Origin of the sequence: Streptomyces sp. NPDC057136 (assembly GCF_042670885.1) — a bacterium.
GTDB lineage: Bacteria > Actinomycetota > Actinomycetes > Streptomycetales > Streptomycetaceae > Streptomyces.
Genome location: NZ_JBHUUV010000058.1, coordinates 18,081 through 31,935 on the forward strand (window position 1 = coordinate 18,081; position 13,855 = coordinate 31,935).

Consider the following 13,855-nt stretch of genomic DNA (forward strand, 5'->3'; position numbering starts at 1 on the left):
CCCCATTGCCTGAAAGGCATGGGGGGACCTCCTCGACGGGCTTGGAGAACAAGCCCGTCCGGTCAGGGCACTGGGCGGTCAAACCAGGTTGCCCAGGAACTTCGCCGCGATCGGGCCCGCGTCCGAGCCGCCCGAGCCGCCGTCCTCCAGCAGCACCGACCAGGCGATGTTCCCCTCGCCCTGGTAGCCGATCATCCAGGCGTGGGTACGCAGCGGGGTGTCGTCGCCGAACTCCGCCGTGCCGGTCTTGGCGTGCGGCTCTCCCGTGATGCCCTGGAGCGACTTGCCCGCGCCCCGGGTGACGGTCGCCCGCATCATCTCGCGGAGCGCCGACGTCACACCCGGGTCGAGCTTGTCGGTGGCCTCGTACTTCTTCTTCACCGCGTCCGGCACCAGCACCGGCTGCTTGAACTCCCCCTCCTTCACCGTCGCCGCGAGCGAGGCCATCACCAGCGGCGAGGCCAGTACCCGGGCCTGGCCGATGGTCGAGGCCGCCTTGTCGTTGACGCCGTTGGCCACCGGCACACTGCCGTCGTACGTGGTGACGCCGACGTCCCACGAGCCGCCGATGCCGAAGGCCCGCGAGGTTTCGTTCAGCGCCGACTCCGACAGCTTTCCGGCCGAATTGACGAAGAAGGTATTGCACGAATGGGCGAAGGAGTCCCGGAAGGTCGATCCTCCGGGGAGTACGAACTGGTCCTGGTTCTCGAACCGCTGACCGTCCACATAGGCGAACTTCGGGCATTCCGCCAGGTCATCGGGGCGCATACCCTGCTTCAGCAGGGCGGCCGCCGTAACGACTTTGAATGTGGAACCCGGCGGATACTGGCCGCTCAGTGCCCGGTTCTGTCCGCCCGGTTTGTTGGCCGCCGCGAGGATGTTCCCGGTGGAGGGGTCGATCGCGACAATGGCCGCGTTCTTCGACACTCCCTCCAGTGCGTCTGCCGCCGCTTCCTGGATCTTCGGATCGATGGTCGTCCTGACCGGCTCACGTTTCGCTCCGGATTTCTTCGTGAGCCCCTTCACCACCTGGCCGGAATTGCGGTCGACGACCACCACGGACTTCGCGCCGCCGGCCCCGCCGGAGAGCTGCTTGTCGTAACGGGCCTCAAGTCCTGAGATTCCCTTGCCGGTCTTCGGATCGACCGCGCCGACCACGGAGGCGGCCCGGAGTTCGTCGCCGTTCGCATCGAGGACGGAGGCTCGCTCCTGGGACTGGAGGGCCAGCGTCTGCCCGGCGGCCATCTTCGGATGGATCATGGGGGTGTTGAACTCGACCAGCCAGGCGCCGTCCTTCTTCAGGACTTTGGCCCGGGAGTCCCACGTGTAGTCGGCGGCGCCCGGAATCTTCATCGCGACGTTGAACGGGAATTGAACTTCGCCGGAAGCCTTCTTCTCCCCGTCACCCGGAGTGATCTCCGTCTTCGACGGTTCCAGATTCTTCGTCACGGATGTGATGAGCGATTCCGCATTCGACGGGGTGTCCGTGAACGAAGCGGCAGCCTTCGCGTCGCCCGTCTCCCAGGCGCCGATGAACTTCTCCAGCTGGGCCGCGGCGGCGGTGACTTCGGGATCGTCCTCGCCTTCGTCACCGGCCAGTGAGGTGTATCCCCAGTAACCGACGCCTGACACCACCGCCAGCACCAACAGGGCCACCAGCACACGGCTTCCCGTGGATCGCCGCTTTCCGTGCGGGGCAGGACTGTAGTAATCGTGTCGTCGAGCCATGCTCGAACGGTATACGCGGGTGCGCTTTACGTCCTCTCATTGCTGAAAGGTTCCGGCCACCGTCAATTCCCCCATCGTTCCCTCCGCCGGATTCGCTCCCTCTTGTCCCCCTCCTCCTCCCGGGAACTTGACCGAGAATCGATCGTCGCCTCCGCCTATGCGCTTCGGAGACGGCCTATGCGCACCACTGCCGCTTCATGGCCATTGCCGTGAGCGAGCCGCTGAACTGATCCCCATACCCACGCTGTGAGCGACGGCCGACGCATGGAGGCGGTTCGATGACAACACCCCTGGCTGACTACGCGCAGTTCGCGGACAAACGGATCGCCATCGTCGAGCACATGCAGAACCACCCATTCGTCCTCGGCCTGCGCCAGGCCCGCGAGCACGGCCTGGAGGTGTGGCTGCTGACCGGTGACCGCTCCTGGTACACCCACGGCCACGACTGGGACTCCCACCCCCTCGCCCAGGTCGTCGACCGGGTGATCGACGTGGACACCACCGACCTCGACGCGGTCCTCGCCTCGGTGACGGGCAAGGACGGCAAGCCTCTGGTGGACGGGCTGACCTCGTTCTCCGACTACCACACCGTGATCGCCGCACAGGCGGCTCAGCGGCTCGGCCTGCCGGGGCCCGACCCGGAGGCCGTGGAGACCGCCAACGTCAAGGACCGGCTGCGGGTCGCGCTCGGCGACGTACCGTTCAACATCCCTCACGTGCTGGTCAGCGACAAGGACCGGCTGGAGGCCGCGGCGCGCAAGCTCGGCTTCCCGATGATCGCCAAACCCCCGGCGGAGGCGATCAGTTACGGGGTACGCCGCGTCGACGACATGGCCGAACTGACCGAGGCGTGGAACGAGCTCTCCGGCATACGCAAGAGCCTGCGGGGCCAGCAGCGCTCCGGGGACGTCCTGCTGGAGACGTACGTCGAGGGCGTCGAGGTCAGCGTCGAGACGATGACGGTGGACGGCTACACCCACATCTTCGGTGTCACGTCGAAGGACCTGTTCGGCGACCCCGCGTACATCGAGTGCGGGCACACCTTCCCCGTACCGCTCTCCGACGCGTCGCGCGATGAGCTCTACTCCGTCGTCCGCCAGACCCTGGAAGCCATCGGGTACCGGCACGGGCCCTGCCACACCGAGGTCCGGCACACCGAGTCGGGCTGGCGGATCATCGAGGCCAACCCCCGTACGCCGTCCAGCTGTATGACGATGCTGGTCACCGATGTCACCGGCCGCAGCCCCATCCTGGACGCCTGGCTGCTGACCATCGGCGCGACCCCGGCGATCGAGCCCGTCGTGCATTCCGGCGGCGCCGCCGTCCGCATGATCTACCCGGCGAAGCGCGGCACACTGAAGCGGGTCGACGGTGTGGAGGCCGCCGAGGCGGTGCCGGGCGTCCAGGTGCTGCTGCACGTGGAGAAGGGCGACGCGCTCCTCCAGCGCATGGACAACTCCTCCTGCGTCGGCTTCACCTACTGCAACGGCCCCGACCGGCTCGAAGCGCAGGCGCTCGCCGACAAGGCCGCCTCGTACCTCGACTTCGTCGTCGAGGAGGAGCAGGCGTGAGCCTCCCGCACGACGTGCAGGGCCTGGACGGCGTCCGGGCGGCCCCGGATGCCGCCGCGCTCGTGGGCATGGGGTGGAACGATGTCGCGGGCGTGGAGGACTTCTTCCAGACGCCGCGCTGGCTGGCGGTGCAGGAGCGCAACTCCGGCACCACGATGGACTTCCTCGTGCAGCACCGCGACGGGGCGCCCGTCGCCGGGCTCGTCGCGGCCTGGGCGACCGACTCGGTGCCCTGGCTGCTCGCCCGGCCCGACGCGATGCTCTCCCGGGCCGCCGACGAGGGCGTCCCGGAGGCGGAGAGCATCCTCGCCGAGGTGGCGGACGGCGACGCGTCGTCCCTGCTGCCCTCGCTGGTGTGCGGGGGCCGGCACCTCGGACGCACCCGGATGCTCGCCGGCCCCGGCGCCCGGCCCGAGGACCTCGCGGCGCTCCTCGATCACGCCGAAGGGCTCGCCGAGGAGCGGAAGGCGGCCTCGGTCTGCTTCCCGCACGTGGACGTCCGTGACATCACACTCGTCGAGCTGCTGGAGAGCCGCGGCTACCGCTCGCACACCTCCGCGCACTACGCCTGGCTGCCCATTCCGCCCGGCGGCTGGGACGAGTTCCTCGCCGGGATGAGCAAGCACCGGCGCCGGCGTGTACGTCTGGAGCGCCGTGCCCTGGCCGAAGCCGGGGTGGAGGTCACCGTCGAAGCCCTGACGCAGGAGTTGGTGCCGCGCCTGGGCGAGCTGGACTCCAACCTCCTCAAGAAGTACGGCAATCCGGCGAGCCCGGAGCACTCCGCCGGTCTGCTGTCCTGGATCGCCGATGTGATGGGCGACGACGTCATGGTCTCCGTGGCCCGGCAGAACGGCAGCATCATCGGCTTCGGCATGGTCCTGCGCTCCCGGGCCCGCGGCGAGGAGCACTGGTTCGGCCACCGTGCCGGCTTCGACTACGAGGCCCAGGGCAAGCTGCCGCTCTACTACGACGTCCTGTACTACCGGGTGCTCGAAGCCGCGGCCGAGGCCGGTGTCTCCGTGCTGCACGCCGGAATCGGCAGCGTCGAGGCGAAGCTGGCGCGTGGCTGCCAGGCCAGCGAGGAGCGCTCGTACCTGCTGCGCCTTCCCCGTACGGACAAGGACCGGAGGACCGCACCCCGATGAGTGCCCGCACCCAACACCCGACCGCGACGGTTCCCGGCGCCGGCTGGGACGCCGCCGTCGGAGCGATGGTGAACCCCTCGGACCGGCGCGGCGGAACGCTGCGCCTGGTGTCGTCGGCGGACGTGGACTCCCTCGACCCCGCCCGTACGTACTACGTGTGGGTGTGGCTGTTGCAGCGGATGCTCAACCGCACGCTGATGGCCTACCCCACGGACCCCGGCCCCGCCGGGCTCGTCCCGGTCCCGGACCTGGCCGAGAGTCCCGGGCTGGCGAGCGACGGGGCCAGGACATGGACGTACCGACTGCGCGAGAACCTGCGGTTCGACGACGGTTCCCCGATCACCTCGGACGATGTGCGCTACGCCGTGCAGCGGGTCTTCGCCCAGGACGTGCTGCCGGGCGGCCCGACGTATCTCGTGCCGCTCCTGGACGACCCGGCGCGGCCCTACCCGGGGCCGTACCGGAGCAGCGAGCCCCTGGAGTCCATCGAGACGCCCGACGCGCGCACCATCGTCTTCCGGCTGCGCAGCCCGTTCGCCGACTTCGACCATCTGATGGCCCAGCCCTGTGTGTCCCCGGTACCCCGGCACGCCGACACCGGTGCGCGGTACGGGGAGGACCCCCGGTGCAGCGGTCCGTACCGGATCGAGGAGCACCGGCCCGGCGCGTATCTGCATCTGGAGCGCAATCCGTACTGGGACCGGGCCACCGACCCGGTACGGCCCGCTCTGCCCGACCGGGTGGAGCTGACCATCGGGGTGGGTCTCGACGACCTCGACGCGCAGTTGATCGACGGGGTCTTCGACATCAACCTCGAAGGGCGCGGGCTCCAGCACGCGGCGCAGCAGCGGGTCACGGCGGACGAGATCCTGCGCACCCACACGGACAACCCCCGCACGAGCTTCCTGCACTTCGTCTCCCTCCAGCCGCACATCCCGCCGTTCGACAACGTGCATGTGCGCAGGGCGGTGCACTACGCGGCGGACCGGCTGCTGCTCCAGGAGGCCCGCGGCGGCCCCGTCACCGGTGGTGACCTCACCCCGGCGCTGTTCCCGCCGCGGCTCCCCGCCCACCAGGGCCTGGACCGCTATCCGGCCGGGCCCGATCTGCGGGGCGATCTCGACAAGGCACGGGCGGAGTTGGAGGCCGCCGGGCTGCCGGACGGTTTCGACGCGGTGATCGGCACCCAGCGCGGGAAGTTCCGGCTGGTCGCCGACGCGGTCGTCGAATCGCTGGCCAGGGTCGGTATCCGGCTGACGGTCAAGGAACTGGACGTCGCCAGCTACTTCAGCCTGGGCGCGGGCTCACCGGAGACCATCCGGAAGCACAACCTGGGGCTCGTCGTCACGGACTGGGGTGCGGACTTCCCGACCGAGTACGGGTTCCTCGCCCCGCTCGTCGACGGCCGCCAGATCAAGCGGAACGGCGGGAACTGGAACATCGCCGAGCTGGACGCCCCGGAGATCAACGAACTGATCGACCGGAGCCTGCACACCACCGATCCGGCCGAACGCACCCGGCTGTGGCGGGTGGTCGAGAGACTGGTCATGGAACACGCCGTGATCCTTCCGCTGGTCCACGACAAAACGCTGTCCTTCCGCAATCCCTGGGTCACCAACGTCTACGTCCAGCCCGCCTTCGGGCTGTACGACATCCAAGCCATGGGCCTCGACCACCTCGACCGGGAGACCACTCCATGACCGACAGCACACCGGAGCTCCGCTTCATCCCGCTGAGCGCGGACGACGACGACACGGCGGGCCAGTGGCTCCAGTTGATGGCGGAGGCCGCCGACGACGTCCCCGGGTCCGCGCCGCCCTGCCCCGTCGACATGATCGGCTCCCTGCGGTTCGCCCCGCCGGCCACCGCGCTGGAGGACTGGGTCGCCCTGCGCGACGGGCAGGTCGTCGGCGCGCTGCGGATCGGCCTGCCGAACGGCGCGCCGGTGGCCCGGGTGGACCAGCTCCTCGTCCACCCCAAACTGCGCCGCCGCGGGATAGGCCGCGCCCTGTTCGGCCGGGCCCTGGAACTGGCCGCCGAGCACGGGCGCACCACGCTCGCCGGCATGACCGTCGAGGCGCTGGAGGGCGGCCCGGCGCGCGACCCCGCCCCCTCGGCGTTCGTCGCCGCGCTGGGCGGGGCTCGGGCGGACGGCCCGTCGGGTCTGCACCAGTGGCTCGATCTGCGCGGCCACGACCCGCTGGCCGACGGCGTACCCGCTCTGCCCGAGGGCTACAGCCTGGTCCGCTGGGGCACCGTCACCCCCGACGCCTACGCCGTGCCGGTCTCGCTGCTGGAGCAGTCCCTCGGTGACACCGGTGCGGAGCCCGAGCCCGACCAGGAGGTCGAGACGAGCTACGCCCGCGCCTTCGAGACCATGCGCGTGGGACGGGGCCGGCGGGCGTACCACACCGGTGTCGTGCACGAGGCGAGCGGAACGCTGGCCGGATACACCAGCGTCTCCAAGACCACCGGCAACCCGGAGTACGCGCTCCAGGGCATGACGGTCGTCCACCGGGGCCACCGCGGCCACCGGCTGGGGCTGCTCCTGAAGCTCTCGAACCTGGAGAACGTGCTGCGGCAGGAGCCCGCGGTACGGCTGCTGGAGACGGCGAACGCCGAGGACAACCACTCGATGATCGCCGTCAACAGCGCGATGGGCTTCGTGCCTCAGGACCGCTGGGTGTCCTGGACCTTCGGGGTCGGCTCGTCCGACTGAGCCACCACCGGCCCCGGCCCCGGCCCCGGCTTCCCGTCGGGGCCGGGGCCTTTGCCGTGGGGGCGCTTCGGCAGGCCGAGCCCCATTCCGGCCAGCACACCGACGACCACGATCGCGGCCCCTGCCAGTGACAGGGCGCTCGGCTGCTCGTCGAGCGCCGGCCAGGCCGCCGCGATCCCGACGACCGGCACGAGCATCGAGTACGGGGCCACGGTCCCGGCCTCGTACCGCTTCAGAAGCGCCGTCCAGATGCCCGAGCCCACCACGGAACCCGCCAGCGCGATGTACAGCAGCGCCACCAGGCCGGGCCAGCCCTCCGCGTCGAACGCGCCGCCGAGGGCCCGCCAGCCCGTGCCCGGTCCCTCCATGACGGCGGACAGGGCAAGCAGCGGCAGGGGCGGCACCACGGACATCCACAGCGCGAAGCGCAGCGGACGCTCGGGCCTGGCCTGCCGGCTGGCGAGATTGCCGAGCGCCCAGCCGAGCGCCGCCAGCAGGGTCAGGACGAGCGGCAGCAGCGCCGCGGTCCTGGCCCGGTCCACGGCGATCACCGTCAGCCCCAGGACCGCCGCCGCCATCCCGGCCAGCTGCTGCCACGACAGCCGCTCGTGCAGCAGGACCGCGCCGAGCAGCACGGTCAGCGGGGCCGCCGCCTGCACCACCACGGATGCCTGGCCCGAGGGCATTCCGTTGTCGATGGCCAGGAAGAGCAGCCCGAACTGCATGGCGCCGAAGCCCAGTCCGTACCCCAGCAGCCAGCGCAGCGGCACCTGCGGGCGGGGCACGAACAGGACCACGGGCACCGCGAGGACCAGGAAGCGCAGCGCGGCGAGGAAGAACGGCGGGAAGTGGTCGAGACCCACCCGCACGGCGAGGAAGTTCAGCCCCCACAGCACCGCGACGAGGACGGCGAGCAGCCGGTCCCTGGTGCTCACGGAGTGGGTTCCTTCTTGCCTTCCAGAAGCCCGGACTCGATGACCTTCGCACCCAGCCTGCGCAGCAACTGGCCGTCGCCGATGAGCTTCTGCTCGTCGGCGGCCTGTTGCAGCACCAGGACGTGCGGGGTGCCCTTGTGGTCCTCCAGGAGCCAGCAGAACATCATGACGCCGGGGCAGGAGCCGCCCTTGAAGACGGCCTTGGACCACTTCTTCGGGTCGACGAGGATGCCGGGGTAGGCGGTCAGGATGGCGTCGACCGTCCCGCTCGCGTCCCGTGCACCGTCCTGCACGAGGGCTTCGAGGACCCGGAACACGTCGTACGCGCTCATGTGCCAGTCCAGGCCGAGCTGGTGGACCGTCTCGCCCAGGTCGGAGCCGCGCACGGTGAGCGGCTTGGCGACCTGATGCAGCAGTTCCCTACGAGCCGCCTCGTCGCCCTCGGCCCAGGCGCGGCGGAGTCCGTGCGCGCCCCAGCCGATCTCGAAGACCTCGCGGCTGGACAGGAAGGGCCGCAGCAGCGAGGGGTCGTGGTGTCCGGAAGCCACCACGGCCCGTTCGACGGCCTCGCGCCCGACCTTGTCGGCGAGGAGGTCGGCGGCCGTGTTGTCGCTCATCGCGATCATCTTGTGCGCGGTCTCGCGGACCGGGACCCGCGTACCGTCCGGCAGTTCCTGCATGTCGCCGGTGGGCAGGCTGCGCAGGTCGGGCCGGGTGATCACCTCGTCGTCCCAGTCGAGCTCACCGTTGTCGATGGCGTGGATGAGGGCCCGCATCAGGTAGAGCTTGTACGCCGAGCCGGTGGGCAGCGCCTGATGGGCGTCCTTCTCGTGGAGCACGATGTGCCGGCCCTCTTCGAGGCGGACGGCCAGCACCGAGGAGGTGACTCCCTCGATGCGCAGTGCTTCGTCGAGGTCGGCCCAGTCGCGTATCTCGGGGACGAAGATGTCCGGCTGGAGGTGCAGGATGCGGACCAGACCGGTCGAGTCGATGATCACGGTGAGCGAGAAATCCCGGCCGGACGGGTCGGTGAGGACCAACCAGCCCTTGTGGGCGACGGGTTGGTACGTCGACACGGTGAACGGGCCGAGCTTGCGCCACTCGTCCAGGGTCGCGGTGAATCCCCGGGGGTACTTGTCGAGGAAGCCGGGCACCAGGGACGGCGCCATGTCCTCCTCCGACGGGAGGTCCGGCGCTGTCAGCAGCTCCATCGCCCAGCGGCAGGGGGCGGCCAGGGGAGAGCTGTCCTCGGCGAGTTCCTCCGCGGCCGTGGTCCGGACGGACGTGGTGGTACCAGGGACTTCGGTCATCTTCACTCCTTGTCCGGTCAGTTCTCGGTGACCGTGATGGCGCCGCACGGACACAGGTCCGCGCACAGCCGCGCTCCTTCGTGGAGCGCGGGCGGCGGGGTGGGGTCGAGCAGCACCACGGTGCCGGTGTCGGGGTCCTGGCCGAAGATATCGGGCTCCGTCGCCGCGCACCGGCCCATGGCGCAGCAGGCGGTTCCGTCGACGGTGACGGTCAGCCGGCCGGGGGCGCTCACCAGGTCACCGGGAGGCTGCCGAGACCGTAACTCGACACCTCGTGACGGAAGTCGAGCTCCTCGAAGGGCACGGCGAGGCGCACACCGGGCATCCAGCGCAGTACGGCGGCGAGCATCTCCTCGATCTCGGCCTTGGCGAGCCACTGCCCGAGGCACTGGTGGATGCCGTGGCCGAACGCCAGGTGCCTGCGGGCGTCGCGGTGCGGGTCCAGGGTGTCGGGGGACGGGAAGAGCTGCTCGTCGCGGTTGCCCGCGGACAGCGACAGCACGATGCCCTCGCCGGCCTTGATGACCGTGTCGCCGAGCTGTACGTCCTCGGTGGCGGCGCGGGCCAGTCCGTTCTGCACGATGGAGTGGAAGCGCAGCAGTTCCTCGACGGCCGCGGGCAGCAGCTCCGGATCCTCGCGCAGCGATGTGGCAAGGCCCTTGTCGGTGACCAGGCTCAGCAGGCTGAGACCGGCCTGGCTGGTGGTCGTGCCGTGTCCGGCGACCAGCAGCAGCCGGCACATCGGGACCATCTCGTCGATGTCGAGCTTGCCCTGGCGCACCTGGTCGACGACCAGCCGGCTGATCAGATCGTCGCCGGGCTCCCGGATGCGTGACTCGACGAGCTCGCGCAGGAAGCCGTCCAGTTCGTCGCGGGCGGCGGCCACCTGCTTGGGGGTGTAGCCGCGGTCGATCAGAATGGCGCTGCGGTCCTCCATGAGGGCCCGCTCGCCCGCGGGTATGCCGAACATCGCGGCGATGACGCGGGACGGCACGGGGATCGTCAGATTCGCCACGAGATCGACGGGGCGTTCACCGGTGACCAACTCCGAAAGAATTTCGTCCAGCATTTCCCGGAGCATCGGACGCATTTCATCGGCGCGACGCTGAAGGAATTCACGCGTGAGCATCGAACGCAGCCGCGAGTGCTCCGGATCGTCCGCGCGGATGAACGAGGCGGATTTCGGCTGGGCCCGTACCAACTGCGATGTGGGCGTCATCATGGGAAATCCGGGAGCACTGGTCACCGCGGTGAATCGGCGGTCACCGAGCACGGCGCGGACATGGGCGTGCGCGGTCACCAGCCACACCTGGCTGCCGTCCCACAGCGTCACGCGGCTCGCCGCCCGGCCCGCCCTCAACTCGGCGAGCTGCGGCGGCGGATCGACCGGGCAGCCCCGGAGCATCGGGTAGGACGGTGCCGCCTTCCCGTCCTGGACCGCTACATCGTCTCGCATCATGTTCCGCCCATCAGTACACAAAGGTCATGCCGACGTGGGATCGCTGTCACAATCTGCCCGATATGGCGGACGCGCGTCTCCTGCACGGGCGCACTGTGCATAACCGGCGTGGAGTGCACATAACCCGTGGTGACAATGGGTATTCACGCGCGGTGACCAGGCTGATAACGTCACCGATTCCGCACCGATGCGCATAAGCATTTCAAGGGAACACACCGGCTCGCACACTGGGGGTTACACATGTCCGGAATTCTGCAGGGAAAGGTCGCGCTCGTCACCGGCGCAAGCTCCGGCATCGGTGAGGCCACCGCACGCGCGCTGGCCGCCGAGGGAGCGAAGGTCGCCATCGCCGCACGCCGCACCGACCGGCTGGAGGCGCTGCGCACGGAGCTGGAGGCCGGTGGCGCCACCGTGCTCGTCCTCCCGCTCGACGTCGCCGACGAGCAGGCGGTCCACGCCGCGGTCGCCTCGACCGTGGAGACGCTCGGCTCCCTCGACGTCCTCGTGAACAGCGCCGGTCTGATGCTGCTGGGCCCCGTGGAGGGCGCGGACACCACGGACTGGACCCGCATGATGGACGTCAACGTCCTCGGCCTGATGTACATGACGCATGCGGCACTGCCGCACCTGCTGCGCAGCCGGGGCACGGTCGTGCAGATCTCCTCGGTCGCCGCGCGTGTGGTGGGCCGGGGCAGCGCCGCCTACAACGCCAGCAAGTTCGCGGTGAACGGCTTCAGCGAGGGCCTGCGCCAGGAGGTCACCGAGCGCGGGGTACGCGTCGTGGTCATCGAGCCGGGCACCGTCGAGACCGAGCTGCGCGACCACATCACGCATGCCCCGTCGAAGGCGGCGATCCAGGAGCGGGTGACGAAGATCCGCCAGTTGCAGAGCGCGGACATCGCCGAGGCGGTCCGGTACGCGGTGACGGCACCGGAGCACGCGACCGTCAACGAAATCTTCATCCGCCCGACGGACCAGGCCTGATCCGGTCACCGTACCGACGCTATGCCGACCCGTCGCCCGCTATGCGCGGACCCGGCAGCCGTACCGCCGCACGAAATCCCGCGCACAGGATGTGTGCGGAAGAGCAACGCGAGGGAGGGCTACAGGAGATGACGACCAGTAAGCCGACTGAGACCGGCAGCGGCTTCGATGCCGGTGTGCACGGTGTGGTCCGGCCGACCACCGCAACAGGGGGCACACTCCGACTGGTACGCACCGACGACTTCGACTCACTGGACCCGGGGAACACCTACTACGCGTACACCTGGAATTTCCTGCGGCTCATCGGCCGGACCCTGGTCACGTTCGACACCGCTCCGGGCAAGGCGGGGCAGCGGCTCGTGCCCGACCTGGCCGAGAGCCTGGGCGAGTCGTCCGACGGCGGTCGGACCTGGACGTACCGGCTGCGCGAAGGCCTGAAGTACGAGGACGGCTCCCCCGTCACGTCCGGCGACATCAAGTACGCGATCGCCAGGAGCAACTACGGCACCGACGTGCTCGGCGTCGGGCCGACGTACTTCCGGCAGCTGTTGGGCACCGAGTACGGCGGCCCCTGGCGGGAGCCCGACGTCGACGGTCCCGTCACGCTGGAGACCCCGGACGACCGGACCCTGATCTTCCGGCTGCGTGAGCCGTTCGCGGGCATGGACCTGCTGGCGACCATGCCCAGCACGACCCCGGTCCCGCGCCACCTGGACACCGGCGCGGGATACGCGGTGGGCCCGGTCGCCACCGGCCCCTACCGGGTCGCTTCGTACACCCGGGGCAAGCTCGCCGTGCTGGAGCCCAACCCGCACTGGGACCGGTCCACCGACCCGGTCCGCCACCAGCGCGCCCAGCGGATCGAGGTGCTGCTCGGAGTCGAGCCGCACGAGGTCGACCGGATGCTCATCTCCGGTGAGGCCCACGTCGACCTGGCCGGCTTCGGCGTCCAGCCGCTGGCCCAGGAGCGCATCCTGGCCGACCCGGAGCTGCGGGCCAACGCCGACAACCCGCTCACCGGGTTCACCTGGATCTACTGCCTGTCGAGCAACATCGCGCCGTTCGACAACGTGCACTGCCGCCGCGCCGTGCAGTTCGCCACGGACAAGCTGGCCATGCAGGAGGCGTACGGCGGTTCGGTCGGCGGCGACATCGCGACGACCATCCTCCCGCCCACCATCGACGGGTACGAGCCCTTCGACCGCTACCCGGTCGGGGACGACGGCACCGGCGATCTGGCGGCCGCGCGCGCCGAACTCGCCCTGGCCGGCATGCCCAACGGCTTCAAGACGAAGATCGCCGCCCGCAAGGACCGGCTCAAGGAGTACCGGGCCGCCGAAGCCCTCGCCGCGGGGCTGGCACGCGTCGGCATCGAGGCCGAGGTGCTGGACTTCCCGTCGGGCGACTACTTCGAGGTCTACGGGGGCTCGCCGTCCTATCTGGCCGAGCACGGCATCGGGATCATCATGTTCGGCTGGGGCGCCGACTTCCCCGACGGCTACGGCTTCCTCCAGCAGATCGTCGACGGCCGGGCCATCAAGGAGCGCGGCAACCAGAACATGGGTGAGCTCGACGATCCCGAGATCAACGAGCTGCTGGACCGGGGCGCCACGTGCGCCGACGCGGTCGAGCGGGCGAAGATCTGGCAGCGCATCGACCGGCTGACGATGGAACACGCGGTGATCGTGCCCTATCTCTATCCGCGCTCGCTGCTCTACCGGCACCCGAACGCCAGGAACGTCTTCGTCACGGGGTCGTTCGGCATGTACGACTACGCGGCGCTCGGGGCCGAGGACTGACCCGGCGCACCTAGGGCCTCTCGTTTGGATCAGGCCGGGCTCGCGGGGTCCGGCACGTGCATCTGCGGCGTTGTCGTCAATCACCATGTTCCCCGAGCTCTCGGCTCCGCTCGAGCAGGGGAGGCCCCATTCGCCATGCCTCAATCCTCCGCCTTGCAGCTGCACGCACCAGACCCCGCTCCCTGATCCGGCCTGATCCAAACGA

11 protein-coding genes are annotated in these 13,855 nt (G+C 69.9%); 6 read left to right on the top strand and 5 right to left on the bottom strand.

Translation table 11 applies throughout. The features are described 5' to 3' along the window. Positions 1 to 78 precede the first annotated feature (78 nt). The gene (locus ACFT7S_RS36350) at positions 79 to 1,728 is read right to left on the bottom strand and encodes a penicillin-binding transpeptidase domain-containing protein (protein ID WP_382740062.1); all 1,650 of its coding nucleotides are present in this window, start codon (positions 1,726 to 1,728) and stop codon (positions 79 to 81) included. 278 nt (positions 1,729 to 2,006) lie between these two features. Here ACFT7S_RS36350 and ACFT7S_RS36355 point away from each other — a divergent pair, with 278 nt between their 5' ends. From ACFT7S_RS36355 to ACFT7S_RS36370, 4 genes are read left to right on the top strand one after another with little or no spacing between them, the layout of a single operon-like run. Then, entirely contained in the window at positions 2,007 to 3,299 is a 1,293-nt protein-coding gene (locus tag ACFT7S_RS36355) for an ATP-grasp domain-containing protein (RefSeq protein WP_382740066.1), read from the top strand. After that, entirely contained in the window at positions 3,296 to 4,444 is a 1,149-nt protein-coding gene (locus ACFT7S_RS36360) for a GNAT family N-acetyltransferase (protein ID WP_382740069.1), read from the top strand. The genes ACFT7S_RS36355 and ACFT7S_RS36360 overlap by 4 nt, the downstream gene beginning before the upstream one ends. After that, entirely contained in the window at positions 4,441 to 6,144 is a 1,704-nt protein-coding gene (locus ACFT7S_RS36365; RefSeq protein WP_382740072.1) for an ABC transporter substrate-binding protein, read from the top strand. Before ACFT7S_RS36360 ends, ACFT7S_RS36365 begins: the two co-directional genes overlap by 4 nt. Then, complete coding sequence (locus ACFT7S_RS36370) at positions 6,141 to 7,163, top strand: GNAT family N-acetyltransferase (protein WP_382740075.1); 1,023 nt, start codon at positions 6,141 to 6,143, stop codon at positions 7,161 to 7,163. The genes ACFT7S_RS36365 and ACFT7S_RS36370 overlap by 4 nt, the downstream gene beginning before the upstream one ends. On the opposite strand, the gene ACFT7S_RS36375 is transcribed toward ACFT7S_RS36370, so the two are convergent. The 4 genes from ACFT7S_RS36375 to ACFT7S_RS36390 are packed head-to-tail and all read right to left on the bottom strand — an operon-like array spanning position 7,115 to position 10,867. Next, positions 7,115 to 8,098 (bottom strand): EamA family transporter, encoded by a 984-nt coding sequence (locus tag ACFT7S_RS36375; protein ID WP_382740078.1) that lies wholly within the window; start codon positions 8,096 to 8,098, stop codon positions 7,115 to 7,117. The genes ACFT7S_RS36370 and ACFT7S_RS36375 overlap by 49 nt on opposite strands. Next, the gene (locus ACFT7S_RS36380) at positions 8,095 to 9,408 is read right to left on the bottom strand and encodes a serine hydrolase (RefSeq protein ID WP_382740081.1); all 1,314 of its coding nucleotides are present in this window, start codon (positions 9,406 to 9,408) and stop codon (positions 8,095 to 8,097) included. The genes ACFT7S_RS36375 and ACFT7S_RS36380 overlap by 4 nt, the downstream gene beginning before the upstream one ends. Positions 9,409 to 9,425: 17 nt before the next feature. Then, positions 9,426 to 9,641: a ferredoxin gene (locus ACFT7S_RS36385; RefSeq protein ID WP_382740084.1), complete on the bottom strand. Its 216-nt coding sequence runs from the start codon at positions 9,639 to 9,641 to the stop codon at positions 9,426 to 9,428. Next, positions 9,638 to 10,867 carry a cytochrome P450 gene (locus ACFT7S_RS36390; RefSeq protein ID WP_382740087.1) on the bottom strand — a complete coding sequence of 410 codons (1,230 nt, stop codon included), beginning with the start codon at positions 10,865 to 10,867 and terminating at the stop codon, positions 9,638 to 9,640. Before ACFT7S_RS36390 ends, ACFT7S_RS36385 begins: the two co-directional genes overlap by 4 nt. 240 nt (positions 10,868 to 11,107) lie before the next feature. Here ACFT7S_RS36390 and ACFT7S_RS36395 point away from each other — a divergent pair, with 240 nt between their 5' ends. Together ACFT7S_RS36395 and ACFT7S_RS36400 are read left to right on the top strand one after the other, a co-directional pair. Beyond that, positions 11,108 to 11,851 (top strand): SDR family oxidoreductase, encoded by a 744-nt coding sequence (locus ACFT7S_RS36395; protein ID WP_382740091.1) that lies wholly within the window; start codon positions 11,108 to 11,110, stop codon positions 11,849 to 11,851. 128 nt (positions 11,852 to 11,979) lie between these two features. Then, positions 11,980 to 13,650, top strand: a complete 1,671-nt coding sequence (locus tag ACFT7S_RS36400; protein ID WP_382740094.1) for an ABC transporter substrate-binding protein — start codon at positions 11,980 to 11,982, stop codon at positions 13,648 to 13,650. The last annotated feature ends 205 nt before the right edge of the window (positions 13,651 to 13,855 follow it).

Bases quoted from the DNA above. Each gene is read 5' to 3' on its own strand.
- ACFT7S_RS36350 (WP_382740062.1), bottom strand. From the start codon at position 1,728: ATGGCTCGACGACACGATTACTACAGTCCTGCCCCGCACGGAAAGCGG.
- ACFT7S_RS36355 (WP_382740066.1), top strand. From the start codon at position 2,007: ATGACAACACCCCTGGCTGACTACGCGCAGTTCGCGGACAAACGGATC.
- ACFT7S_RS36365 (WP_382740072.1), top strand. From the start codon at position 4,441: ATGAGTGCCCGCACCCAACACCCGACCGCGACGGTTCCCGGCGCCGGC.
- ACFT7S_RS36370 (WP_382740075.1), top strand. From the start codon at position 6,141: ATGACCGACAGCACACCGGAGCTCCGCTTCATCCCGCTGAGCGCGGAC.
- ACFT7S_RS36380 (WP_382740081.1), bottom strand. From the start codon at position 9,408: ATGACCGAAGTCCCTGGTACCACCACGTCCGTCCGGACCACGGCCGCG.
- ACFT7S_RS36390 (WP_382740087.1), bottom strand. From the start codon at position 10,867: ATGATGCGAGACGATGTAGCGGTCCAGGACGGGAAGGCGGCACCGTCC.
- ACFT7S_RS36395 (WP_382740091.1), top strand. From the start codon at position 11,108: ATGTCCGGAATTCTGCAGGGAAAGGTCGCGCTCGTCACCGGCGCAAGC.
- ACFT7S_RS36400 (WP_382740094.1), top strand. From the start codon at position 11,980: ATGACGACCAGTAAGCCGACTGAGACCGGCAGCGGCTTCGATGCCGGT.